Below are 22,843 nucleotides of genomic sequence, written 5' to 3' on the forward strand. Positions count from 1 at the left end.
GCGCCGCCTGTATGGGACGCCGCTTCATGGGAAAACCCACGACTGCCTGCGTGGGATTAGGTTGACTGCGCTACTCCGCAGCCACAGCTCTTCGCAGCCGATCGATCAACACCTGTAACGGTTCATGGTGCAATTTAAGGCTGGCCCGATTGACGATCAATCGGGCGGTGGAGTGGGCAATCACCTCCACCTCTGCCAGATCATGGGCCTTCAAGGTGCTGCCCGTCTCAACCAGATCGACAATTCGATCCGCGAGTCCAACGATCGGGGCAAGTTCTATTGACCCGTATAGCTTGACAATTTCGACCGGCATTCCGCGCTGATTGAAGTAGCGCTCGGTGACGTTGGGATACTTCGTCGCCACCCGGATCTTCGATGACCACCGGTCCGGTGACGGCTGTCCCTGTAACGCAGCGACCGAGATTCTACACGCTCCCACCTTCAAATCCAACGGCTCATAGACATCGCTACCCTGCTCCAACAAGACGTCTTTCCCCACCACGCCGACATCCGCCGCTCCATGTTCGACATACGTCGGCACATCGGTCGGCCTCACGATCAAAAAGGTCGCATCGTTGGCGGCACAGTCAAAGACCAACTTTCGGCTTTCCACGGACAAACCGTGGCTATAGTAGCCAGCCTCTTTCAGAAGATGGAGGACCGGCCCCAACAATTTCCCTTTTGACAGCGCAATCGTGAGTCCTTTCGGCTTTTCGTCTTGCGGTCTCCTCGCCTTCACGTTCACGTTCCCTTTCTCCGCTCGATGCTGGCCCCCAAGGTCCGGAGTTTCTCTTCCAGCCGTTCATAGCCTCGATCGAGGTGATATACCCGGGACACTTCCGTGATGCCTTCTGCGGCAAGGCCGGCCACGATGAGGCCCGCGCTGGCTCGAAGGTCCGAGGCCATCACCGGCGCGCCCGTCAATCGTTCCTTGCCTGTAATTACCACTCGATTGCCCTCGACGCGTATATCCGCCCCCATGCGACGCAATTCTTCCACATGCATGAACCGGCTCTCGAAAATGGTTTCCGTGACTACGCTGGTCCCTTCGGCCACCGCCATCAGGGCCACAAACTGCGCCTGCATATCGGTGGGGAATCCGGGATGCGGGCTGGTCCGGACATTCGTCCCTTTCAATCGCCCGGGCACCTTGAGATGAACGCGTTCCTTTTCCTCCACCAGGTCCACGCCGCTTTCCCGCAGTTTCATCAATAAAGGTTCCATGTGCTCAGGACGGCAACGATCTATCACCACTTCCCCGCCGGTAATAGCCCCGGCCACAAGATAGGTTCCGGCTTCGATGCGGTCGGGAATGACTTCATGGTCGGCGCCATTCAGCTCCGTCACGCCCTCGATCGCAATCATGTCCGTTCCTGCACCGGCAATACGCGCACCGCGCTTGACGAGGAACGCCGCCAGATCGCTGATCTCAGGCTCTTTCGCCGCATTTTCGAGCACCGTGGTGCCCTCTGCCAGCACGGCCGCCATCATGAGATTCTCGGTGCCCGTCACGGTGGGGGTATCGAAATAGATTCGGCATCCTTTCAAGCGACGCGCCGCCGCCTTGATGTACCCATGCTCGATTTCAACCGTAGCTCCCATTTTCTCAAGGCCTGCCAAATGAAAATTCACCGGCCGAGAGCCGATCGCACAGCCGCCGGGAAGCGAAACCTTGGCCTCGCCCAAGCGAGCCACCAGCGGACCCAATACTAACACCGACGCACGCATGGTTCGGACGAGATCGTAGGGAGCCTCGGTGGAAGCCACGGTGCGGGGCTGCACCACTGTGCGATCACCTTCTTGGGTGACCGCAATGCCCAACATGCTGAGCAACTTCCCCATCGTCAGCACATCGACCACCCGCGGCATATTCGACAACACACATTCCCCGCCGCCGAGAATGGTGGAGGCAAGGATCGGCAACGCGGCGTTCTTCGCCCCGCTGGTGCGGACTTCGCCTTGGAGGCGGCGGCCACCTTGAATAAGAATTTGATCCATCGGTTTCAGCGAATCGGTCGATCCTCTGCCGCTTGCCTGCGAACATCATCGCGGAAGGGCCATGAGGTCGCCTCTTTTTTCTCGAAACAGACCACGCGGTCAATTCCGCCTTGATCCCGCAACACCGCATAGGCGTGAAGCCGCCCACGTTCCTCAGCCTGCCGACAGACAGTAGCCGCTTGGCCGAGCCCCACTTCCATGAGAAGGACGCCCCCTGGCTTTAAATACACCGGAGCCTGCTCGAGTAGCCGGCGATGCACCTCCATCCCATCACTGCCTCCCGCCAATGCCAACCGCGGCTCGAAATCTCTTACCTCCGGTTGAAGAGCAGCGATATCCCTGTCCGCGATATAGGGAGGATTGGAAAGAATGACGTCTATCTGATTCGCCAAACGTCCCTCGGCGATCGGAGCCAGCAAGTCTCCATGGAAACAGGCGATACGCGCATCTAGCCCGTATTGCGTCATGTTGCCTCGCGCGACCGCTAAGGCCTCAGCTGAAGCGTCGATCGCCAATACCCGCGCCTTCGGCAGAGCCAATGCCACGGACACAGCCAAACAACCTGATCCTGTCCCCACATCCACAACCGTCGCGTCGGAACTCTGCGCGCACCGACGGACTGCCTCATCAACCAGCAACGCACTCTCAGGACGGGGGATGAGAACCGACGGCGTGACACAAAAATCCCGTCCGTAAAACTCCTGCGTGCCAAGCAGATACTGCAACGGTTCACGATTGGCGCGCCGTGTAATCAGCGCCCGTAGGCGCTCGCATTCTACCGAGGTTATCGGCTGCTCTGCGTTGACTCGCTGCATGAGCGGCGATAGGCTCAGCACATGTTCCACCAACCAGGCGGTCTCCAACACAGGCTGGTCGATGCCGGCGGCCTCCAGGCGGCATTCCGATTCCCCCAGAAGAGCCCCGAGACTCGTTACGGGACAGGCGATGCTGGCGAACTGCTGCTGACTCATTTTGTTTCCAGGCTGGCCAGATGTTCGTAATGCGCCCGGAGCGCCTGCACAATCTCTTCCAGATCACCCGTCAGCACCTGATCAAGCTTGTGAACGGTCAGCCCAATGCGGTGATCGGTCACACGGTTCTGGGGGAAATTGTACGTGCGGATTTTCTCACTCCGGTCACCGGTCCCGACCTGCGACTTACGATCTTGCGCAATGGCCGCCTCCTGCTTTTCCCGCTCAGCATCAACGATACGAGCCCGCAACGTTCGCATGGCTTTGGTCCGGTTTTTGAGCTGTGATCGCTCGTCCTGACAGCTGACGACAACTCCGGTCGGAATGTGCGTGATGCGGACGGCCGAATACGTCGTATTAACACTTTGTCCGCCAGCGCCGGAGGAACAAAATGTATCGATACGCAAATCTTTCGGGTCAATGTGCACATCCACCTCGTCTACTTCCGGCATGACCGCCACCGTAACCGTAGACGTGTGAATTCTTCCGCTGGCTTCCGTGGTGGGAACGCGCTGCACCCGGTGCACGCCACTTTCATAACGCAGACGGCCGTAGGCGCCTTTTCCCTCCAGCAGAGCAATCACTTCGCGGTAGCCGCCGATTCCGGTCTCGGAGGCGTCGACCACCTCCAGGCGAAGGCGGTTGCGTTCCGCGTATTTGAGATACATCCGGAAGAGATCTCCGGCAAACAAGGCCGCCTCGTCCCCCCCCGTTCCAGCCCGGATTTCAAGAAACACATTTTTCTCATCACGGGGATCCTTCGGAGTCAGAAAGTCCTTGGCTCGAGCTTCGATCTCCAACAACTGTTGGGTCAAATGTTCGCGTTCTTCCGCAAAGAGCTGCTTCATATCCGAGCCGGTAGAGGAATCCAGCAGCATTGATGTCACTTCGTCGAGTTGTTTCTGGGCTTGGGAATAGGCAGCGAACTGTTGAGCAGGCTCCTCTAACTCCGTTCGCTCTTTATTGAGCTTGTGAATCATACCCGGCTGATTCAGGACAATCGGATCCATAAGCTGATTCGTCAGCTCCTGGTAGCGCGCCGCCATCCCTTCCCACTTCTTAATCAGCCCATCTTCCATGTCTCGCCCATTCCCGCCTTAGCCGTGAAGCCCCAAAAACAAAAGACCCTGCCCCAAAAGGAAGCAGGGTCTCCATGATGTCCTGACTGAGGCCTACTTGTCTTTTTTGGCGTACTTCTTTTTGAACCGTTCGACACGCCCTTCCGTATCGACGATCTTCTGAGTTCCCGTAAAGAACGGATGGCATCCTGCGCAAATGTCGACCTTGATGTCCCCGATCGTGGATCTCGTCTTGAACGTGTTCCCGCACGCACAATGCACGGTAGCTTCACGGTAGACTGGATGAATTCCCTTTTGCATACCTGCTCCTCTACTGACCTAGATTCATTGACTGGTCCTGCTCGTCAGGGTGCACGACTTTACACTGGAGTGATGTGCACTGGCAAGCGGCGCCTACCGATTCATGGATTGCAAAAATTCCTGATTGGTTTTGGTCCCGCCGATCTTGTCCATCAAGAACTCCATGGCTTCCATGGTGCCCAACGGGCTTAAGACCTTACGCAGAATCCACATTTTGTTCAGGCGGTCGCGGTCGACCAACAGCTCTTCCTTGCGAGTGCCGGATTGACTGATATCAATCGCGGGGAAGAGCCGCTTGTCGGCCAAACGCCGATCCAGGTGCACTTCCATATTGCCGGTGCCTTTGAATTCTTCAAAGATCACATCGTCCATGCGACTGCCGGTATCGATCAACGCGGTGGCCATGATGGTCAAGCTGCCGCCGTTTTCAATGTTCCGTGCCGCACCGAAAAACCGCTTTGGCCGCTGGAGGGCGTTGGAATCCAGACCGCCGGACAGGACCTTTCCGCTGGGAGGGGCAATGGTGTTGTATGCCCTGGCCAACCGGGTGATGCTATCGAGCAGAATGACCACATCTTTTTTATGCTCAACCAGCCGCTTGGCTTTCTCCAACACCATCTCCGCAACCTGCGCATGGCGCTGAGCCGGCTCGTCAAATGTGGAACTGATCACTTCTGCTTTCACCTGACGCTGCCAATCAGTGACTTCTTCCGGGCGCTCATCGATCAAGAGAACGATGAGGGTGACTTCCTTGTGATTCTTCAGAATGGCTCGGGCGATCGCCTGCAGCAGCATGGTTTTTCCGGTTCGCGGCGCAGCGACAATCAAACCGCGCTGGCCCTTACCGATCGGCGTCGTAAGATCCATAACACGCGTGCAATATTCTTCCCGGTCAAATTCCAGATTTAAACGTTCTTCGGGATAGAGCGGGGTGAGATTGTCGAATAGGATCTTGTCGCGCGCGACTTCCGGATCCTCATAGTTGACTTTTTCCACTTTGAGCAAGGCGAAGTAGCGCTCACTCTCTTTCGGTGGCCGGATCTGGCCCGACACAATATCCCCGGTTCTGAGATTAAATCGGCGAATCTGTGACGGAGAAATATAAATGTCGTCAGGCCCCGGCAGATAGTTGGAGTCTGGCGCTCGAAGGAATCCAAAGCCGTCCGGCAAGGTCTCCAACACACCTTCACCGAACACGACGCCGTTCTTTTCAGTCTGCGCCTGCAGGATGGCAAAAATGAGCTCTTGTTTCCGAAGGTTTGCCGCACCCTCGATTTTTAAATCCCGCGCCACCTCATTCAGGTCGGCAATCGACTTCTGTTTGAGTTCCGCGAGATGCATAACTTCCCCTTTAACCTGTGTCATACCTCTTCCCTATCAGGCTCTCAACCCGATAGCTCCCCAAAATGAGAAAAACGATTGAGTACTCATGAACGAATTCGCGGAGATGATTTATCTAGATATCAACCTGTTGGTTGTTTATGGCAGGATCGCTTTCAGGATCGCGTTAAATGAAGGCGTTGTTGATTGAAAATTTGCAGAGATGAAAGTCACCCACTGTTGCACACTCGACACTCAACTACCCTGGGATTTTTTCGATTGGAATGGGTTCGGGAGCTGATGCACAGAAGGAATGCGTTTTTCAGAATCGCGAAGTTATTGTGATTTTAGCGTCCGGCCTTCTCATTGTCAACAAATTAAACCCCTCAACCTCTTGAAACACATCTCTCCCCTAGCCTTGTTCATAGACTCATATAGAAGCAGAAGCCAGCCGTGCGGCCGTTGGTTGCAGCCCAACAACCAGTATGTTAAAGATCGCGCGAGGACTATTTGTGGCAAAATCAGATCACGATACACCAGATCGCATTTTCACGCTGGCCGAAGCCAACGAACTTCTTCCTCAACTCAATCAACGGTTTGCCACCATACGCCGGGCTAAAACCGTGATTGCGAACACAAAAGATGAAGTAAGCAAAGCCAGCGCGAACGCCGCGTCTGGAGGTGGTAGCCCGGTCGGTGCGCTATACATTCGGGCACTCCATGAAATCAGTGGCAGCTTACAGGCAATCCACGAGTTGGGAGTCGTCATCAAAGACGTTGATCTAGGACTCTGCGACTTTCCCTGTAAACTCGAAGGCAGAATCGTGTACCTCTGCTGGAAATTCGGTGAAGAGGAAATTCGATGGTGGCATGAAGTTTCTTGCGGGTATAAGGATCGCCATCCTCTGGATGGAACTGCCATATAACAGGAATTCTAATGAAATTTGTTATTCTCGGCTTTGATGGGCCTGAGGGGCAAGCCAAGCGCAAAATTCACCGAGCGGCGCATCTGGCCAATCTGGAACCTCTGAACCGCCAGGGAAGAGTCTTTCTTGCTGGCCCCTTCACGGACCTCGCGGGTAGCCTGATCATAATTGAAGCGGACTCTCTCGACGAGGCCACGCAGATCGCGCAACAAGACCCTTATACAGTTCATGGAGTTTTCGAACGCATCGAGGTCCACCCCTTCAAGCAAGTAATCCCCGCCGTATCATCTCCGGCATAGTACATCTCCTGGCAATCATCCACATTCCCTCTACCAAGTCGTCGAAACCATCACTCCTCAAACCCAGCAGCAGGTAACACGCTCACGGCTCGTCAGATTGACAACTAAAAAGATTGCCACCTATAATGCGCACTTAGCGCTACCTGTGAAGGCATCAGCCCTGTAGTTCAAAAGACCTAAGTGCCTTCTCACGCGCTGGCCCTTAATTTCCCCCAGGTGGGCCTTCTGCTGTGTTGCAGAAAAACATCGAGAAAGCATAGAGTGACTTGACCCCACGCTTTAACCGAGGGTGTCCCTTCTCCAAGTTTGTTAACCCCAAAAAGAGAGCAGGTTCGAATGACTCAGTATCGCGTGTTACCAGGCCCAGAACACTTCCTGCCACCGGCCGCAGCCTCAATGGGGATTTATCTCCCAAATCCAGGCGAGGCACATATCAACGGCGTCATCGTTCCGGAAGAAAAAGCCTACGAGGAAGCTGCACGTCAATTTCTCATGGCCCAGGTGCCCACCATTTTCCCAGGCCCCCTGGTTCTCTGGGCCTGGAATGAAAAAGCGGCCAAGAAGGCCGCGGCCGTCCGAAAACTCTACGAAACATTGAAAGAGTGCGTGCAGCCCGGACAAAAGCCGATGCTGATTCCAATGCCGGATTATCGCCCCAAATACCCGAAGATCAATCCGGAAGTCGAAATTAATCCTAACCATCCAAATCTCACGATCTGGCACAACAAGATCGACTGCTGCATGTTCATCGGCGTGCACTGCCACCAGGCAAATTTATCCCTCAAGATTATACGCGGCGGAACGTCATGCTATACCGTCGCGATGTGCGCACAAGCAGGACATGAAGACGCCATGCTCTCCTTCAGGGACGCCTCAGTGGAAAAAATCCTGAAGCTGGGTGAGTGGATTCGCAAACTGAAAGGCACCGTTAAACCACGGCTGACATCAGCTAAGACGAGCGCTTCCAACTAGCTGGTTTGGAGCACTTCTAACGATTGAAAGGAGGCCGAGTCCATGGCGGAAACAAAATCCCACATCGGGACACAGAATAAAAAGGGCCAGACTTACACAGATGCATGGAAAATGATGCATGAAGCCCCTCGCAATCCGTCTTTTTATACCGGTAGCGAGGTCATCAAAGAAGCCTTGAGACGGGCAAGCTGCGATGTGATGATTGCCTACCCCATCACCCCTCAGAGCGAAGCTGCGGCCCTTATCGGCGAGTTATTTGCTGAAGGGTATATCGGTGATTACTTCAGAGGAGAGAGCGAGTTCGCCGTCATGTCGCAATGCGCCGGAGCGGCATTCGGAGGGGCGCGAGTTTTCACGACCACAGCCGGACCGGGCACAATGCGCGCCATGGAAAACTTTCCCATGTGGGCTGGTGCGCGCCTTCCTATTCAAATGATCGTCACCTGCCGCGGCATCAACTCGCCGCTGTCGATTCAGCCGGATACTATTGAAATTTCGTACCTCCTAAACACCGGCATGCTGGTTTGGCATGCAGAGACGGCCCAAGACTTCTTTGATTGGATCCTCAAAGGCTTCATGGTCTCTGAAGAACCGGAAGTACATTTGCCGCTAGCCTTGTGTTGCGATGGTTTCTTCGTGACCCACACCAAAGACGTCGTCAATCTGACACCGGCTGACATGTGCCTTCCCCCCTATGATCCATACCGTTCCCCTGTGCCTTGCATGGACATGGAGTGCCCGCCCGTCCGCATGATGCGCGATCCTTTCATTATGAAGAGCAACTACATCAGTTATGCCACTCATGCTTCTTGGCAACAAGAAATTTGGGCAGCAATTGAGCGGTCGCGCAAACACACGATCAAGTGGATCAACGGTCTAATCGACACTGAAAACACCGATGCAGAGGTGGTCATTGTTGCCTCGGGTACCGCCGTGTCCCAAGGGCGAGAAGCGATCCGCCTGCTGGAAGACGAAGGTGTGCGTTGCGGTCTAATCAAGGTGAAATCGCTCCGCCCTTGGCCCGGAGAAGAGATTCGCGAAGCGACGAAGAATGCAAAACATATCTTTGTGCCTGAGTTTAATGTAACGGGATGGCTGGCAAAGGAAATTAAGGCCACTATTCCCAATAGTGATCGTGTCCATGCCGGTCCGCACGTCTGCGGCGGTATGACCATGCCACCTGAAATCATCGTCTCAGAGATTAAGACAGCCCTTGGCCTGCGGTCTGAGTCGCTGGCGGGCAGAGGCAGCTGACATTGTCCCCTGTAATTACGCAGTGACCTGAGCCATCAAATTCGAGATCGTTAAGCCTTGAGGAGGCATACATGAGCAAAGAGCGAATCAAAATTTCGCCGGATCTATATGACATCATGCCATCGGACTATCAGGATTTGGTCCAGAGCGCGACCTATGGCAAAGAAGACCGCGGTTGGAAGGATATTGGTACTTCAAAAGAATTGATTGAACAACATTCCTTGTGCGCCGGCTGCCCTGAATCCATGGCATTCCGCTATATTTTGGCGTCCCTGCCTAATCCTGAAGATACAGTGATGGTTGGCTCTACGGGCTGCACCAGCCTGGTGTTTCCCATGGTGGCTGTACACAACATTCATTCTCTCTTTGGTAACCAGAATGCGATTGCATCCGGCCTGAAGCGGGCGCTCAGCGTGCGCTTTCCGGATCGTGTGAAGGATGTGGTTGTGCTTGCTGGCGATGGCGCCACAGTTGACATCGGCCTCGACATGACCTTGCAGGCCTGGTTCCGCCAGGAAAAATTCACCACCATCTGCTTTGACAACGAGCTCTATGCCAATACTGGCGGCCAGGAAAGCGGCTTGATGCAAAAAGGATTCGTCGCCAAAATGGCTCCGGTTGGAAAACTGTTTGACAAGGTCCGTCTGCCTGAAATAGCACGGGAGTCTGGTTGTCATTACGTGGTAAACTGCACCGTGAGCAAGCCGTCACTGGTGGAAAAAGTCATACGGAACTCTGTTTTGATCGCACGTGAAATCGGCCCAACGTATATCCAGCTCTATACACCGTGCATTCTCGAAATCGGCAAGAACAGCATGGAAGGCCTTCAGGAAATGCGTGACTCTGAAAAGCCAACCGAGCGATTTGCCTACAAAGAGTATGTCAGCGAGCCGGCAAAGCAGTTCCTGGCAGAGTTGGCCGCAAAGGACAAGGAACGCAAAGCTGCTGCAAAGCAGCTCGCGGGAAAAGCCTAAGGAACCGGAGGTCGTTCATGATTAAGAAAAGACTGAACATTCGTATGTCCGGATTAGGTGGTCAGGGAGCCGTGACGGCCGCCCATGTGATGGCCATGGCCGCCAATAAGGATGGAAAATTCTCTATTTCAAATCCCTTCTTTGGCGCCGAAAAACGTATGGCACCGGCGGAAAGCTATTGCCGGATCGGGATTGAGCGGATTTACGATCGAGGAGAACTGGTATTTCCGGATGTCATCGAAGTATTTCATCCTCAGGTCATTACGATGGGCAAAAGTTATACAATGCCCTTCTATTCCGGCGTAAAAGAAGGTGGAGTCGTAATTATCAACTCCGCACAACCCCTTCTCTCAGAAGAAGACATTACTCGGCTCAAAGATTTGAACGTATCCCTGTTTTATATCGCGGGGACCGAGCTTGCGATTGAAGTTGCAGGGACCGAACTTTCCACAAACATGTCGATGATCGGGTCGGTGGCGGGCATCACCAAATGCGTCTCGATGGAAGCTCTCGACGGTGCTTTGCAGGAACGGTTTGGAAAGAAATTTGTCGCATCCGGCGGAACGGCCTCATTGGACGAAGCCATCAAGAAAAAGTTCGCCAAAAAAGAAATGCTGCTGGCCAAAAATTTGGCGACGGTCAAGCGAGCATACGAGATCGCAAGCGAATGGGCCGAAAAAAATAAGGTCGAGTTGCGGGTCGGTAATCCTGCCGTTGCGGCTTAACGAGAGAGAAGGAACCACGTCGCATGTATAACGTAGCGCAAGTTATCGACGAGAAGTGCGTGGCCAAGAAGGGCTGTCGACTGTGCATCATGTATTGCCCTGAGGCCAACTGCTTGGATCTCAACGTCACCAAGATGGTCGCAGAAGTCACGATTGATCGCTGTAAAGGTTGCGAGCTTTGCGTCGTCGTCTGCAATGCGGCCAAACACGAAGCGATCGAAATGCAAGCCGTCAGCGCCACGGGGCAGCTGATGAGCCACAAGGGCGAGTCCGCAGGCCTCGGGCAAGCCTACCAAGGGTAAGCAAGCACTTCGTCTCACAAACCCCATAGCGTCCTGCGCTATGGGGTTTTTTCTTGAGATGCGCACCTGGGGAGATCCAATGGAAGAAGACAACGTACTCGATGAACTCCTCCGAAACATAGCCGCCCTGTTGAACGAATATCCCAAGGCTATTGAGCGGCGAGCTGCTGTCATACACGCGAGCGGGAAGGACCCTGAATTAGCAGAAAAGCTTGTCAAAGCTGCAGACACGATGCGGGACAGCGGGAATCTCTATCTCACATGGGCAAAACATTTCGCCGCACAGGCGGAAGGCAATACAGATGCGTCATCGGACGAAGACGAAACTGATGATTTTGGCATCTAAAAAAGTCTCCCCCTTCGCTCTTCAGTTTTGCTAGAATACCGACGCTTGTTAACCATATCCTCGTTCCCCGGTAGCTCAGTTGGTAGAGCAGCCGGCTGTTAACCGGCTGGTCGCAGGTTCGAGTCCTGCCCGGGGAGCCAATCTAGAAACATAAAGGGGGCTGACGGTGTGCTACCGGAATCCCCCCCTCTCTATCCATAACGTTTGCCGTACCGCTTGCGTTTGAGATCTTCATCGACTAATTGATCGTGCAGCCACGCCACTCTTCAACACGATTTCACAAATGTGATCGAGCCGCTCGATGTGTTCATAGGCTGCCCACGGATCTATTGCCACGGCGCACACGCCGTGATTCGTTTGCCCCACAATGTCGTATTCCAACGTTCCGTCCTTTCTCAGCCCTAAACATTCCGCCGTCACATCGGCTAAATCTCGGGATAACGCGGGTAGCGCCGGAACGGTTCGGCCGACACGCGTATAGCGCGATATCTCAGGGAACTCGGCACTCATGGCCTGCAAATCGATTCCCGCATACATCGCTGCTACGATATGGGTCGAGTGAACATGGACAACTGTGCGAGTTTTTTTGGTATCCCGCTGGAGATTCCAATGCATCCAGAGCTCTCCAGAAGGCTGCTGCCCATCTCGTACATTTGGCACCAAGTGGCCGGTTGCAGGATCGGTCACGACCTCCAGTCGTACCACGTGTTCCGGGTGAACAATGGTCTTCCGCCACCCTGACGGTGTGATATATAGGTATTTCCCATCCCGTTTCCGCATGCTGATGTTTCCGTCTCTCGTAGTGATCCAGCCCCGCTCATACACCCGCCTCATCACATCGCCGATCGCCGTCAGCATAGCTGCCTCCCTTCAGAAACAGAGATCCAGCATCTGTTATCGGTTGCTTGCTTGCAGCCCTTGAGCAGGACAGGACGGTCTTTAGCAGGAGAGGCAGAATTGAGTTGGGCAGTAGATTGTTATTTGGTTATGATGACTCTCGTATGATTAGCCAGGATGGATTTCATCCCGCGTTTCTGCTCCAAAACCCGCATCTGATGACGCTGATTCCCCGTTATTGGCCTCGCCCGGGATGGAAACAGGATCTGCCCCACAGTGAACGTCGCTTTACGACTCAGCCCGGCACCCAACTGCTCGGAATTTGTCACTGGCAGACGGTCCCCGGGACGTCACCTACTGTCGTGTTAGTACATGGCCTCGAAGGGTCCGCTGATTCACACTATATGCTCGGGATGGCGACGAAGGCTTTCCGCGCAGGATTTAATGTCATCCGGATGAATCAGCGCACCTGCGGGGGCACAGATCACCTGACCCCGACTCTGTATAACAGCGGACTCAGCAATGATTACCGGGCCATCTTGCAAGACTTACGTGAGCGAAATGGCCTCGGCCGTATCTGGCTCGTCGGATACTCGATGGGGGGAAATCTCGTGCTCAAGGCAGCAGGGGAACTGCAACGATCGGAAGAGGCCCTTGCAGGCGTGGTGGCTGTCAGTCCCAACATCGACCCCACGCAGTGCGTAGCCGCCCTGGAGCAGCCGAGGAATTGGCTTTATCATGCGCACTTCCTCTCGAATCTCAAAGCCCGGGTACAACGGAAAGCCGTTCTTTTTCCAGGCCAATGGAATCTCTCGCCCTTGCGCTCGATGAGGACGATTACTCAGTTCGACGACACGTACACCGCGCGCGACGGAGGCTATCGGGATGCCCCGGATTATTACGATCGAGCAGGCGCGCGTCACGTGTTGTCAGAAATCGCGGTGCCGACGCTGATTATCACCGCCCAGGATGACCCCTTCATTCCGGCATCGATGTTCGAGACGCCGGGAATCAGACACAATCACCATATTACATTGGCGATGCTACGTCACGGCGGGCACTGTGGATTTTTCCAGAAACGTCGGTCGGGAGAAGACCGGTTTTGGGCGGAAAACAGAATTGTCGAATGGCTGTCCTCGCGATTATGACCTGAGCCACACGGCCGCCGTCTCACAAGCCAAGGCCCAGGGCGAACACGCCCGTGACCTGTGCCTCAACATGAAATAGGCGAATCCACAGTCAGGAAGCAAACGCGGCTCCCCTCATGTCCGGGTTTTAAGAGACGCGTCCGGCTTGCTGAACTGTTCCTCCAAACCCAGATGCGGCCTGGCCAGAAATGCTCCCGCAAGTTTTCGACCGTCATCATGGATCGGCTGAGCCGCCTGCCACTCCGCCATCGGCGGGTTCACGGGAAGGCTGACCATGAACTTGGTGCCATGCCCCACCTCGCTGAACACTTCCACATAGCCGCCGTGCTCCTGAACAATTTGATGAGCAATGGTCAAACCCAGCCCGGTTCCCTCACGTTCACCGCTTTCATGCTTGGTGGTATAAAACGGATCAAAAATATGATCCAAATCGTGCGGTTCGATCCCCGGCCCGCTGTCCTCCACCTCGATCTGAACCCACGGCTCGTTCACAGGCTTGACGAGTTTTCGTGTACGGACAGAGAGACGGCCGCCCTGTTCGCCTCCGATGGCTTCCATGGCGTTGATGAATAAATTGAGCAACACCTGCTTGATCTGCTGCCGATCCAGCTTAACGTAGGGCAACTCTGGCGCGAGTTCCTTCTGAATAGTAATGGCTTTGCTACTCGCCTTCACCTCGACAAAATACAGACAGGAGGAAACCACATCGTTCAAGCTCTCTTGCGTCAGCTTCGGTGTCATATACCGCGCATAGTCCAGAATCTCGTGCACCAGCCGTTCAATCCGCTCGACGTCCTCACACACCACCTGACTAAACTGCTCCATGAATTCCACATCATCCCGCCGGTCGGGAGCCAGCTGAACGAATGTTTTAATGGAGGTCAGTGGATTCCGGATCTCGTGAGCGAACCCTCCGGCCATGGTTTCCAAGGACCGGAGCCGGTCGGTACGGCGCATCAACAACTGCGATCGCCGCAGGTCCTCATACAGCAGCGCGTTATCAATCGCGATCGCCGCATGTTGCGCCAACGTTTTGAGCAGAGCTAATTCTTCCGTCGAATACATGCCATGATTCGCCCGCCGTCCCAAATTACAGAATCCGACCAGCCGTTCCTTGCTGATTAGGGGAATACAGACTTCTGATTCCAAGCCTTTCAACGTGTCCAGCAATCGCAGGTAGTCGGTATCGGCCTTATCATACTCAATTTCCTCTCGGACGAGGGCGGTTTCGGTTCGCAACAAGGCTCGCGGGAATTCGCTCTCCATCTTGATGGGAGGGACAATCACATCTCTCGTCACAAACCCATAGGAAGCCGTCAAACTGTAGACCCCCTGCTCCTTGTCGAGCACATACACTGACGCGGTCTTAATGTTCATGACACGGGCCAGCGTTTGCACGATTTCCTTCGTGAGCGATTTGAGTTCAAGGATCGCCACGAGAGACTTGGAGAATTGCACCAGTGTGTCGTACGCATCGTATCGTTCTCGAAAGAGCGTCTGCCCGATCGCACGCTCCACACCTTTTTGCAGGTTAGCCAACCCACTCGACACAATCACAAATAGCCCGAAGAGCACGCCTGCAAGCAGATAGTGGAACGTGCCGGTGAAAATTCGTATAACGAGCAGAATGATCATATAGGCCGGAATCAGGCCCGCGAGCTTGATCGATAACATGACTTTCGGCCTGCTCGGCACGAACGAGATATCCATCAGTTCGTATCGTGCGATTGCGTAGGCGACAACCGTGACACACAGTCCTGCCAGCAGGTAGCCGACCGGATAGAATCCCACGCCATAGTTCTGCAGGAAATCGAGGGAGGCCAGGAACCCCAGCGAGAGCGCCACGAAGGTATATTTCAGTTGGGCGCTTAGAAGAGGAGCGGACGACTGATGGTGCCGATAGCCCTGATAGAGTCGATAGACCGTCAGACCGCCGCCCGACACCACGTAGGCGACCAGCCATGGGTGGAGCACGCCGGCCTTAGGATACCGACCCCAATAATAGAGGTACTGACCATCCACCAGATAGGTCGTGAACAAGAGACTCCAGAACAACCCGCCGATGGCATAATTCCAGAGAATCAGCCGATCCTGCACAGCCCCTGCGGCAAGCCTCTGCGCAAAGTGATAGGTCAACGCCGGCAGAAACACGACGCCCGTATAAATCACCCGCACCCAGAGCAGGGCTTCTTCTTCGTGGGAAGCCGAGAACAGCATGAAGCAGCCGAACAGCCAGAGGCAGGCCGCGCCGCATACGGCGCTAAAAATAGTATTTGAGGAGGAGCGAGGATTATTACTGAGTACCCACAAGGCACAGATCAGAAACAGGGTTCCGGCTAATAACGGAGGGGTGGAATGTCCTGTCGCGCGATTGCTGAGCACCGCGCCGATGGAAGTCGCCACCACGATGATGGCGAGCACGATGGCATATCCCAGCCCCTTGTTCAGGACGACGCTGATATTCATCAGGCGATACCGAACGATCGTATAGGCCATCAGAGCGGTATACATCGTGATGAGTACTGTGCCGTACGGCAATAGCGGCACGCCGTACCACAGCGGGAAATTCGTCGCGCCGCCCGCATAGCCGATGACGCTGGCCGCCAGCATGTAGGCATATTGATGGCGTCGGATCCCGTTGGCATCTCGAAGCGCCACACCCACGAGCGAGGTCGCGTAGATCACATACCAGAGGAAATAGGCGAGAAACGGATGGAAGAATGGGCCCGGAACGGGCCAGAAGGAGAAGGACATCGCCGGATGCACCTCTGCCACCAACCAGGGGGTCGTATCGGCTAACAGGAAGAATCCGGCTAATCCGTACCCAACCTTCAGCGCTCTGTCATGGCGAGCCGCTATGTCGAGAAACGTCACCGTGTGGTGAAAATACAGAATGGGGATGAGCGACGCGCCGGCCATAACCAGGCGCAACAGGCTCAGCGCGAGGTCCTTCGACTCCGCAAGCTGCCACCCGCAGTAAAACATGCTCCAGAAGGCAATGCTCAGACAGTACAGCCCGTAGATCCGGTTGCGCGCTGCGGCAGGATCCCGGAAATAGACGAACATTCCGAGCCCTGCCGCAGCCAACGCATTGACCAGCGCGCTGAATGCGAGCACTTTCATATCAGGTACTCTGGGAGGGACTGAGCCGTGTCATCATGCAGCGACCGTGATGTGCGCCAGGCCCTTCTCGGCAACGGCAACGAGGGCTTGGTTTCCGAACGTGGAATAAATCCGCGGGCGAGAGACCCCCGCGGCGCGCAGCAAACTTTCCAATTCAGTCTGATAGTGGAAATGAAAGGTGCCTTCGCCTTCGCGTTCCTTGATTCTACCAGAATTGTCCAAGAGGCGACGACCTTCCTCGATCTGATCCTTCGTCTGAGCGGTATCCACAAAATTGCGGTAAATGGCGGAAAGATCCGCATAGGGCTTCAAATTGGAAATGACCAGCCGCCCCTGCGGGGTCAGCACACGCAGGTATTCCCGCAAAGTGAAGAGCGGGTCGCGCACATACCCCAACACGAGGTTGCACACCACACGATCGAAGGAATGGTCGGGAAACGGCAGCGCGCATTCAAGATCAGCCTGGCAGACACGCATCGACATGGGCTCATAGGCCCGCAGCCCTTCATAAAATTCCCCCTTCAACGTCGCGCCCACCTGCTCAAAATTGGTCATCGCCTGAGCCAATGCAGTCGGCACAAAGTCGAGACCGACATAGTCAGGGGAGCGAAAATCACCGCGCTTGCCGTATCGCTGCCGGAACGCCTGATTCAGTTGCAGGAAGACTCCAAAATTGCCATTGCCGCATCCAGCATCCAAAATCCGCTCACCCTGGTGGCAATTACCCATTAATCGATACAGATGATCCATGAGGCGCCAGAAATCGGCCACATTGGGAATCGTCTGAAAATTCTGCAAATACTCCTGCCAAAACGCCACGTGATCCGATTTTCCCATCGACTGCCGCTTCTTGCTCCGTTCGCGCTCAAGTCGGTTTTGCATGCCGATTTCACGATGGGACGGTTCGACCATCCGTTCCTGACGCCGCGCAGGCCAAAGCTCCTGCTGGCAACAGGCGGCAATTTGCCGGTACACCGCGCGGGCTTTCCGTGGACTCTCCTGCAGCCGATGTAATGCGCCAGGCACGACGAAGGAATGGCGCACATACGGGCCGATCGCCTCAGTCACGCGCTCAATGGAGGCAGGGTCAACCCAGGCGTCCTGCTCAGCGTGAAACAGCACGACCGGAGTTCGAAGACGCGCGGCATCGCGCTGGGTCGTCAACAGATCGGCATACTCCCCCTCCACCGCATGCGCCAACCAACGATCCGCATCGATGGTGAGCCCCATGATATTCACCACGCCCTTGTGCACGCCCGCCAGATGCTCCCCGATCAAATCTTCTTGATGCACGGCCTGCAGAGTATGCCGGACGTCCATAATCCCGTTGATCAACATCAGCAGTCGCACATGCGACACCTTGCCGGCGACCTTCAATGCGACGCGGCCGGCCAGACTCGTGGCCACGAGGCCGATCGGGCGGCCCGGCCATTGGCCGGCGACATGGTCGAGTACGGTTTCGAGATCGGACGCCATGTCCTCCAGGCGGAATTGAGTCACCAGACCGTCGCTCTCTCCGACGTGGTTCACATTGTCGTAGCGGACAACGTGGAACCCATTGCCCGCCAGATAATAGGCTAAGGCCACATAATCGCGCTTGCTCTCTCCATATCCGGGCGCCAACACCACAATCGGGGCATCGGCCGCCAGGTCGCCTCGCGGGCGGTCATGGCAAATAACGATCCGGAGGCCGGACGGCCGGAAACATTCTGAGAACTCGGTACTGACGGCCGCACCTCCGGTCTTGGCCTCGACGCTCGGGGCCTGCACCTGTCCCAGCAGATGTTCGATGATATCTTCAGCTTCCTTCGCAACGGGAAGAAACCGCACGCCCGCCAGTACAGTCCGCCCTGCCACGGGAACGCAACCGGGGCGGGTATCAGGCGCAGCCGGTCTGGTCCACACGACTTCGCCCACGATCGAACAGACTGTTGGGAGGATGGGGACGGGGAGCGATCCCTGGAGCGGCGTCGAGGACAACCATCGCAATTCGAGTTCCGAGCCCAATAGATTGTCTTCAGCCGACAGTTGGACGCAGGCGCCATTGGCCGACAAGTCCGTCGTCATGGCGGCGGACAACGGTCGGCCACCCGTACGAGTCCGGAGACTCACTTCAGTGCTCAATCCGACCACGACCCGCTGCTGACGCCGTCGCTCCCGCCGCGGTCGCTCGGGCCCTCGTACCAGCTGCATGACCGCCGGCGGCGCACTGACCGTCTGCTGCGAACCGGCGTCGATGAGCGACTCTTCACCTTCCTGCACGACCAAGGCGGCCGTCAGACGCAGCTGTCTTGACGGGGTGCGCCCTTCACTGAGGAGCGACGCCACCACCAGTTCGTCTGCGGCACTCAAACGCACGAATTGAATGGCCAGTGTCACCGCGGTGTGACTCCGACCAGACGCGGGCACATCCTCGGACGAGCGAATGCCGCAGACGATCCCGATGCTGTCCAACGCGCCCTCATCCGGGTTGAAACTCAACATCATGCGCTGATTCAGCATGGCCGGAATGTCCGAAACAAAGTCCATCGAGAGGCCGCCCAAACTGATGCTCTGAGTGACGCCGTTCCATGTATGGCCCTGAAAGAACAGCTGAGTGGAGAGGCGAAGAGCAAGACGACGGGAAGCCCGCCGTTCCGCAAGGGAGAGCGACCAGGCGTCGTTCGTTTTCTTTCTCTCGACCACGGAAGCGTTCGGGCTATCCTCATGCCCCCGTCGAACCGGTAACAGCGGCGTCACGTTATGCGCAATGATGTGAGACGACATACATTTCCTCCCGCAAGTTTGAGTCCAGGTGCCGGTCTGGCCGCAGCATCGTGGTGAACAACCTGTGGCCATCTCGCCCCGTCATTCGTCGAGCTCCGGGCGAGGCTGGACTCTTGCAAGCGCACGAACGATTCCAAAACCGCGGGAGGATGTCGGAGGATCAAAACGGGGAAGGATAAGCGGCACGCACAGCCTCAGTGTAGGCACACAGCGACTAGCTAACCTGTCTTAGATTCGAAGCTTATTCTAGGGAATTAGACATAATTGTCAACTCATCAGTCGAAAAAGATGTCCCGCCCTACAAGAAATAACTTAGTTGATAGCGTCAGGGCTAACTGTCCCCCAGGAATAACGCCCGCCGCCCCATCGATCTGTCGGGACCAGTCAGAGCGCTGACGACCGTCATGATACTGACGCGCAGGCAGGGCACATACGTAGTTCTGAGAGCCCACCGGATTCGCATGATATTCGGCGCGACCGTCCGAGCCTCCGCCGGGGAATGATCCACGCTTCTTCTCACGTCCTGACAGGCCCGGCATCCATCCGATAGCCGCCGGATACACCATTGGGGTGAAAAGGCGGCCTCAGTGACCAACGACGCCTGATCGGTTGCTTTGAACAAACCAGGTATGCTACCCACAGAGCCTGAATCTGATGCGGTGGTACTCATCATGCGCCCGGCTTATCTCCGACTGTACAATGGTTTGCGGTGCACGCTCCTGGCGGGGTTCGTGCTTGGCTGCCAGAGCGCCCCGCCCATCACTGAGGGGTATCCTCATCAGCAGGCCCTCCAGGGAAAAACCCTCCAACAGGTACTCGCCTGCGCTGGAAATCCGCTACAGAGGCGAGAAGACAGCTCGGTCACCATGCTCCGCTATTACAGAGAGGCGCCGCTCCTGGAAGAATCCATGGTGTCGTCGAAGGGAAGCAGGCCGACCGTCCATCATGGCTGTTGGGCGACCGTGATTCTCCAAGCCCACCGGGTCCAACAAGTCCGGTATCATTTTGTGCCCAGTTCCGTGGATGCGTCCAACGATTGCGAAGAAATCTTCGCGAATTGCCAGGAATGAAGACCCGGCGCGCCAATGGTCGGCAGATCCTGGGCCTGATGTTGCTAGCCGGATGCCTGCAGGTCCTGGCTGGCTGGATCCCACCCGCCTATGGGCTTGAAAAATATGGCCGTCCGCTTCCATCCATGGACGAACCGGAGCACGAAGCACGAGAAGAAGAGGAAACACTCTTCGGCGGATACTTCCTCACAGGCGCATTTGTGAAGAACCCGACCTTTGCCGCCCGCCCTGACAATACCGGTCTCGTCGGCATGCGCCACATGCTGCATTTGGAAACGGACCTCTACAAACAATACCTCACGTTTTATACCGATCAGAATTTTTTCTCGGATCGAACCGACGGGTGGATCAAACTGTCAGAGTGGGACGGCACCTTTGCATTCACCGGCGTTCTCGACCGGTTCAATTGGCGTCTGCAATATGAACGGGATGCGCCACTCGATCGCCGGGGTTTAAAGCAGGCCTATGCCGACGCCCTCGTGACGGCACGTTTTCAAGCCATCCAGGATTCCACGTGGTGGCGGCGCACGTTCCCTCACCAAAATTTCACCGCCTACGCCGGCGCAGGCTGGCTGTTCCACAATAGCCAGTACTTCGCACGGCCCAACAATACCGGCCGCGCCTTGTTCCGGTATGTCGCCCACGCAGACCTGGACCTGTATAAGAACAAAGTCGTGCTGTATGGCGACATGAATTTCTTCACCGACCGGGAGGCGAGTCAGCCTCTCACTCCTTCTGAACTCGACTGGATCGTGGGGATTGCCGTGCGCTGGCAGGATATGGAGCTAGCCTTCTACCGCGAAGAAGATCGGCCGCTGGATCAGTCCGGGCTGGTCCAAAAATACTTTGCGGTGCAACTGCGCTTTGCGTTCGACGTCTCCAAAGGCGCGATGGAGCGAATGGGATGGAAACGGTAGGCGAAAACTATCGTCCACTGAGATGACTTCGCACGTCCTGCGCATACGTCTTGAAGGGGTCGGCCATAAAAAACGGCTCGGTATCACGCAACTTAAAATTGGACCAGTTGATGATGTATTCACAGGAGGCATGGTCACCAAAACTATGCGCGACATCTGCCTCCGATGACGTCGCGGTGGACGCCAGCAGATGCCGGACCAATTCACCTCGGCCAAAGGCCCGCGTATTGCGTGGGGGATGGTCCTGCGCTAATTGAACGCCCTTGTCCGTCGTCAGGCGAGGCCCGCGCCCCTCCTCTTCAATGCCGTAGCACAGGCCGCGCTCAGGATGCAGGTTGTGATATTCCAGATCGAGACTTTTCAGCATGGGATCGTCCCATGCCAGCTGCTCCGCTTCGCGATAGGTTTCCAGCAACCAGAGTTTTGAGGCCCAGTCGATCCGCCCCACCAGTTTTTCATAACCGTTCCGCAAGTCGGTCAGCACCGATTCCCATTGTTCCAGAACCCAATCCGTCTCTTCGTCCTGCCCTTTGCAATGGCGCTGTGCGGCGGCAAGAAACTGCTCTTGAATATCGAGCGCAGAAATTGATTGCCCGGATTCCAGCCGGACAATCCACTGGCGATCCGGGTCCCGTGAAATGTCCTGCAACGCCTCAACCGGCTCGCTGATACTCAATCCACGAGGAGCCTGGCCTGCCTCGATCAGTTGCAGGACCAACCCTGTCGTTCCCATCTTCAGTGCGGTGGCATATTCGGCCATGTTCGAATCCCCGCACAGGAGATGGATGCGGCGGTATTGATTGGGGTCGGCCAACGGCTCATCGCGCGTATTGACGATCGCCCGGTTGTGCTGCACCCACTCGAAGAAGTCATTCACGATGTAATCGGCCCGCTGCGAGATCTGAAATGGAACGATGGACCGATCCAGCGCATCCCGTAGCCCGGGCCGATGCAAGATGAGCCCGCCGATCTGCACCCATTCATTGGGATCACCGGCACACCCGATCCGCCCCGCGCCGGTAAACACCTGCCGGGTGACCAGGAAGGTCACCAGCGGGCCAAGACCGCGCCTGGAAAATGGGAACTGGCGTGTGACGAGATAATTTTCATGCGAACCGAACGTCGCGTCGGTTTCGTGATCGATATTGTTCTTAATGAGCGAGACCGTGTCCTCCAGTCCCAGCGCTGTCACGGTCTGTTGAATAAGCCGGTCCCCGGCGCGGTCCGAGGCGACGAGATCGGCCAGTGTGGTGCATTCCGGCGACGCGTACTCCAGATGGCCCATGTCGATGTAGATGCGCCCGGCATTTGTCAAAAACCCCCCGTTGCCAGGTGGCTCATCGTGTCCACGATGGTGAAGGTCGAGGACCCCTCGCCGAGCGACATGAAAAATGTGATCCCGGATACGCTGGGCGACCCAGGAAGGCGAATGGTCAGGCCGGTCCTGGTTGACCAGGAGGCCGTATTCCGTTTCGAGCCCGAAGATACGATTCAGCATGTCACCCGGCTGTCGAGA

Annotated in this window: 21 protein-coding genes and 1 tRNA gene; 12 read left to right on the forward strand and 10 right to left on the reverse strand. The window is 55.9% G+C overall.

Annotated features, from left to right (window positions below; genetic code table 11):
• Positions 1-70: 70 nt before the first annotated feature.
• The 6 genes from GDA65_05605 to GDA65_05630 form a co-directional block, all read right to left on the reverse strand.
• On the reverse strand, positions 71-745 hold the full coding sequence (locus GDA65_05605) for an ATP phosphoribosyltransferase (protein MBA5862166.1): 675 nt from the start codon (positions 743-745) through the stop codon (positions 71-73).
• Positions 742-1,998 carry a UDP-N-acetylglucosamine 1-carboxyvinyltransferase gene (gene murA / locus GDA65_05610; protein MBA5862167.1) on the reverse strand — a complete coding sequence of 419 codons (1,257 nt, stop codon included), beginning with the start codon at positions 1,996-1,998 and terminating at the stop codon, positions 742-744. Before murA ends, GDA65_05605 begins: the two co-directional genes overlap by 4 nt.
• 5 nt (positions 1,999-2,003) lie before the next feature.
• Complete coding sequence (gene prmC, locus GDA65_05615) at positions 2,004-2,969, reverse strand: peptide chain release factor N(5)-glutamine methyltransferase (protein MBA5862168.1); 966 nt, start codon at positions 2,967-2,969, stop codon at positions 2,004-2,006.
• Complete coding sequence (gene prfA / locus GDA65_05620) at positions 2,966-4,036, reverse strand: peptide chain release factor 1 (GenBank protein MBA5862169.1); 1,071 nt, start codon at positions 4,034-4,036, stop codon at positions 2,966-2,968. Before prfA ends, prmC begins: the two co-directional genes overlap by 4 nt.
• A 105-nt stretch (positions 4,037-4,141) precedes the next feature.
• Positions 4,142-4,348, reverse strand: coding sequence for a 50S ribosomal protein L31 (gene rpmE / locus GDA65_05625; GenBank protein MBA5862170.1), 207 nt, complete (start codon positions 4,346-4,348; stop codon positions 4,142-4,144).
• A gap of 93 nt (positions 4,349-4,441) precedes the next feature.
• The gene (locus GDA65_05630) at positions 4,442-5,689 is read right to left on the reverse strand and encodes a transcription termination factor Rho (GenBank protein ID MBA5862171.1); all 1,248 of its coding nucleotides are present in this window, start codon (positions 5,687-5,689) and stop codon (positions 4,442-4,444) included.
• 491 nt (positions 5,690-6,180) lie between these two features.
• Between GDA65_05630 and GDA65_05635 the strand changes: the two genes are divergently transcribed.
• From GDA65_05635 to GDA65_05675, 9 genes are all read left to right on the forward strand, one after another.
• Positions 6,181-6,594 carry a DUF2203 family protein gene (locus GDA65_05635; protein ID MBA5862172.1) on the forward strand — a complete coding sequence of 138 codons (414 nt, stop codon included), beginning with the start codon at positions 6,181-6,183 and terminating at the stop codon, positions 6,592-6,594.
• Between the two features lie 11 nt (positions 6,595-6,605).
• Entirely contained in the window at positions 6,606-6,893 is a 288-nt protein-coding gene (locus tag GDA65_05640) for a hypothetical protein (GenBank protein ID MBA5862173.1), read from the forward strand.
• A 336-nt stretch (positions 6,894-7,229) separates the two neighbouring features.
• Positions 7,230-7,865, forward strand: coding sequence for a carbon monoxide dehydrogenase (locus GDA65_05645; protein MBA5862174.1), 636 nt, complete (start codon positions 7,230-7,232; stop codon positions 7,863-7,865).
• A gap of 42 nt (positions 7,866-7,907) precedes the next feature.
• Positions 7,908-9,119: a ferredoxin oxidoreductase gene (locus GDA65_05650; GenBank protein ID MBA5862175.1), complete on the forward strand. Its 1,212-nt coding sequence runs from the start codon at positions 7,908-7,910 to the stop codon at positions 9,117-9,119.
• Between the two features lie 71 nt (positions 9,120-9,190).
• Positions 9,191-10,093 carry a ferredoxin oxidoreductase gene (locus GDA65_05655; GenBank protein ID MBA5862176.1) on the forward strand — a complete coding sequence of 301 codons (903 nt, stop codon included), beginning with the start codon at positions 9,191-9,193 and terminating at the stop codon, positions 10,091-10,093.
• Positions 10,094-10,110: 17 nt separating this feature from the next.
• Positions 10,111-10,818, forward strand: a complete 708-nt coding sequence (locus tag GDA65_05660) for a ferredoxin oxidoreductase (GenBank protein ID MBA5862177.1) — start codon at positions 10,111-10,113, stop codon at positions 10,816-10,818.
• 23 nt (positions 10,819-10,841) lie between these two features.
• Positions 10,842-11,120, forward strand: coding sequence for a pyruvate ferredoxin oxidoreductase (locus GDA65_05665; GenBank protein MBA5862178.1), 279 nt, complete (start codon positions 10,842-10,844; stop codon positions 11,118-11,120).
• A gap of 79 nt (positions 11,121-11,199) precedes the next feature.
• On the forward strand, positions 11,200-11,466 hold the full coding sequence (locus GDA65_05670) for a hypothetical protein (protein MBA5862179.1): 267 nt from the start codon (positions 11,200-11,202) through the stop codon (positions 11,464-11,466).
• Positions 11,467-11,530: 64 nt separating this feature from the next.
• Positions 11,531-11,606 (forward strand) — tRNA-Asn (locus GDA65_05675).
• A 91-nt stretch (positions 11,607-11,697) separates the two neighbouring features.
• Here GDA65_05675 and GDA65_05680 read toward each other — a convergent pair.
• Positions 11,698-12,324, reverse strand: a complete 627-nt coding sequence (locus GDA65_05680; GenBank protein ID MBA5862180.1) for a class II aldolase/adducin family protein — start codon at positions 12,322-12,324, stop codon at positions 11,698-11,700.
• Between the two features lie 143 nt (positions 12,325-12,467).
• Here GDA65_05680 and GDA65_05685 point away from each other — a divergent pair, with 143 nt between their 5' ends.
• Complete coding sequence (locus GDA65_05685) at positions 12,468-13,451, forward strand: alpha/beta fold hydrolase (protein ID MBA5862181.1); 984 nt, start codon at positions 12,468-12,470, stop codon at positions 13,449-13,451.
• Positions 13,452-13,565: 114 nt separating this feature from the next.
• Here GDA65_05685 and GDA65_05690 read toward each other — a convergent pair whose 3' ends face one another.
• Together GDA65_05690 and GDA65_05695 are read right to left on the reverse strand one after the other, a co-directional pair.
• Positions 13,566-16,574 carry a GAF domain-containing protein gene (locus tag GDA65_05690; GenBank protein MBA5862182.1) on the reverse strand — a complete coding sequence of 1,003 codons (3,009 nt, stop codon included), beginning with the start codon at positions 16,572-16,574 and terminating at the stop codon, positions 13,566-13,568.
• A gap of 33 nt (positions 16,575-16,607) precedes the next feature.
• On the reverse strand, positions 16,608-19,412 hold the full coding sequence (locus GDA65_05695; protein ID MBA5862183.1) for a methyltransferase domain-containing protein: 2,805 nt from the start codon (positions 19,410-19,412) through the stop codon (positions 16,608-16,610).
• A gap of 557 nt (positions 19,413-19,969) precedes the next feature.
• On the opposite strand from GDA65_05695, the gene GDA65_05700 reads away from it, so the two are divergent.
• Together GDA65_05700 and GDA65_05705 are read left to right on the forward strand one after the other, a co-directional pair.
• The gene (locus GDA65_05700; GenBank protein MBA5862184.1) at positions 19,970-20,410 is read left to right on the forward strand and encodes a hypothetical protein; all 441 of its coding nucleotides are present in this window, start codon (positions 19,970-19,972) and stop codon (positions 20,408-20,410) included.
• Positions 20,407-21,327, forward strand: a complete 921-nt coding sequence (locus GDA65_05705; protein ID MBA5862185.1) for a hypothetical protein — start codon at positions 20,407-20,409, stop codon at positions 21,325-21,327. Before GDA65_05700 ends, GDA65_05705 begins: the two co-directional genes overlap by 4 nt.
• A 7-nt stretch (positions 21,328-21,334) precedes the next feature.
• Here the strand turns inward: GDA65_05705 and GDA65_05710 are convergent, their stop codons facing one another.
• The gene (locus GDA65_05710) at positions 21,335-22,825 is read right to left on the reverse strand and encodes a hypothetical protein (GenBank protein ID MBA5862186.1); all 1,491 of its coding nucleotides are present in this window, start codon (positions 22,823-22,825) and stop codon (positions 21,335-21,337) included.
• Between the last annotated feature and the right edge of the window lie 18 nt (positions 22,826-22,843).

The organism is Nitrospira sp. CR1.1 (genome assembly GCA_014055465.1).
Lineage (GTDB): Bacteria > Nitrospirota > Nitrospiria > Nitrospirales > Nitrospiraceae > Nitrospira_A.

Excerpts from the sequence above, each read along its gene's own strand:
- murA (MBA5862167.1), bottom strand. The coding sequence starts at position 1,998 with ATGGATCAAATTCTTATTCAAGGTGGCCGCCGCCTCCAAGGCGAAGTC.
- prmC (MBA5862168.1), bottom strand. The coding sequence starts at position 2,969 with ATGAGTCAGCAGCAGTTCGCCAGCATCGCCTGTCCCGTAACGAGTCTC.
- rpmE (MBA5862170.1), bottom strand. The coding sequence starts at position 4,348 with ATGCAAAAGGGAATTCATCCAGTCTACCGTGAAGCTACCGTGCATTGT.
- GDA65_05630 (MBA5862171.1), bottom strand. The coding sequence starts at position 5,689 with ATGCATCTCGCGGAACTCAAACAGAAGTCGATTGCCGACCTGAATGAG.
- GDA65_05640 (MBA5862173.1), top strand. The coding sequence starts at position 6,606 with ATGAAATTTGTTATTCTCGGCTTTGATGGGCCTGAGGGGCAAGCCAAG.
- GDA65_05645 (MBA5862174.1), top strand. The coding sequence starts at position 7,230 with ATGACTCAGTATCGCGTGTTACCAGGCCCAGAACACTTCCTGCCACCG.
- GDA65_05650 (MBA5862175.1), top strand. The coding sequence starts at position 7,908 with ATGGCGGAAACAAAATCCCACATCGGGACACAGAATAAAAAGGGCCAG.
- GDA65_05655 (MBA5862176.1), top strand. The coding sequence starts at position 9,191 with ATGAGCAAAGAGCGAATCAAAATTTCGCCGGATCTATATGACATCATG.
- GDA65_05660 (MBA5862177.1), top strand. The coding sequence starts at position 10,111 with ATGATTAAGAAAAGACTGAACATTCGTATGTCCGGATTAGGTGGTCAG.
- GDA65_05665 (MBA5862178.1), top strand. The coding sequence starts at position 10,842 with ATGTATAACGTAGCGCAAGTTATCGACGAGAAGTGCGTGGCCAAGAAG.
- GDA65_05670 (MBA5862179.1), top strand. The coding sequence starts at position 11,200 with ATGGAAGAAGACAACGTACTCGATGAACTCCTCCGAAACATAGCCGCC.
- GDA65_05680 (MBA5862180.1), bottom strand. The coding sequence starts at position 12,324 with ATGCTGACGGCGATCGGCGATGTGATGAGGCGGGTGTATGAGCGGGGC.
- GDA65_05685 (MBA5862181.1), top strand. The coding sequence starts at position 12,468 with ATGATTAGCCAGGATGGATTTCATCCCGCGTTTCTGCTCCAAAACCCG.
- GDA65_05690 (MBA5862182.1), bottom strand. The coding sequence starts at position 16,574 with ATGAAAGTGCTCGCATTCAGCGCGCTGGTCAATGCGTTGGCTGCGGCA.
- GDA65_05695 (MBA5862183.1), bottom strand. The coding sequence starts at position 19,412 with ATGGCCACAGGTTGTTCACCACGATGCTGCGGCCAGACCGGCACCTGG.
- GDA65_05700 (MBA5862184.1), top strand. The coding sequence starts at position 19,970 with ATGCTACCCACAGAGCCTGAATCTGATGCGGTGGTACTCATCATGCGC.
- GDA65_05705 (MBA5862185.1), top strand. The coding sequence starts at position 20,407 with ATGAAGACCCGGCGCGCCAATGGTCGGCAGATCCTGGGCCTGATGTTG.
- GDA65_05710 (MBA5862186.1), bottom strand. The coding sequence starts at position 22,825 with ATGCTGAATCGTATCTTCGGGCTCGAAACGGAATACGGCCTCCTGGTC.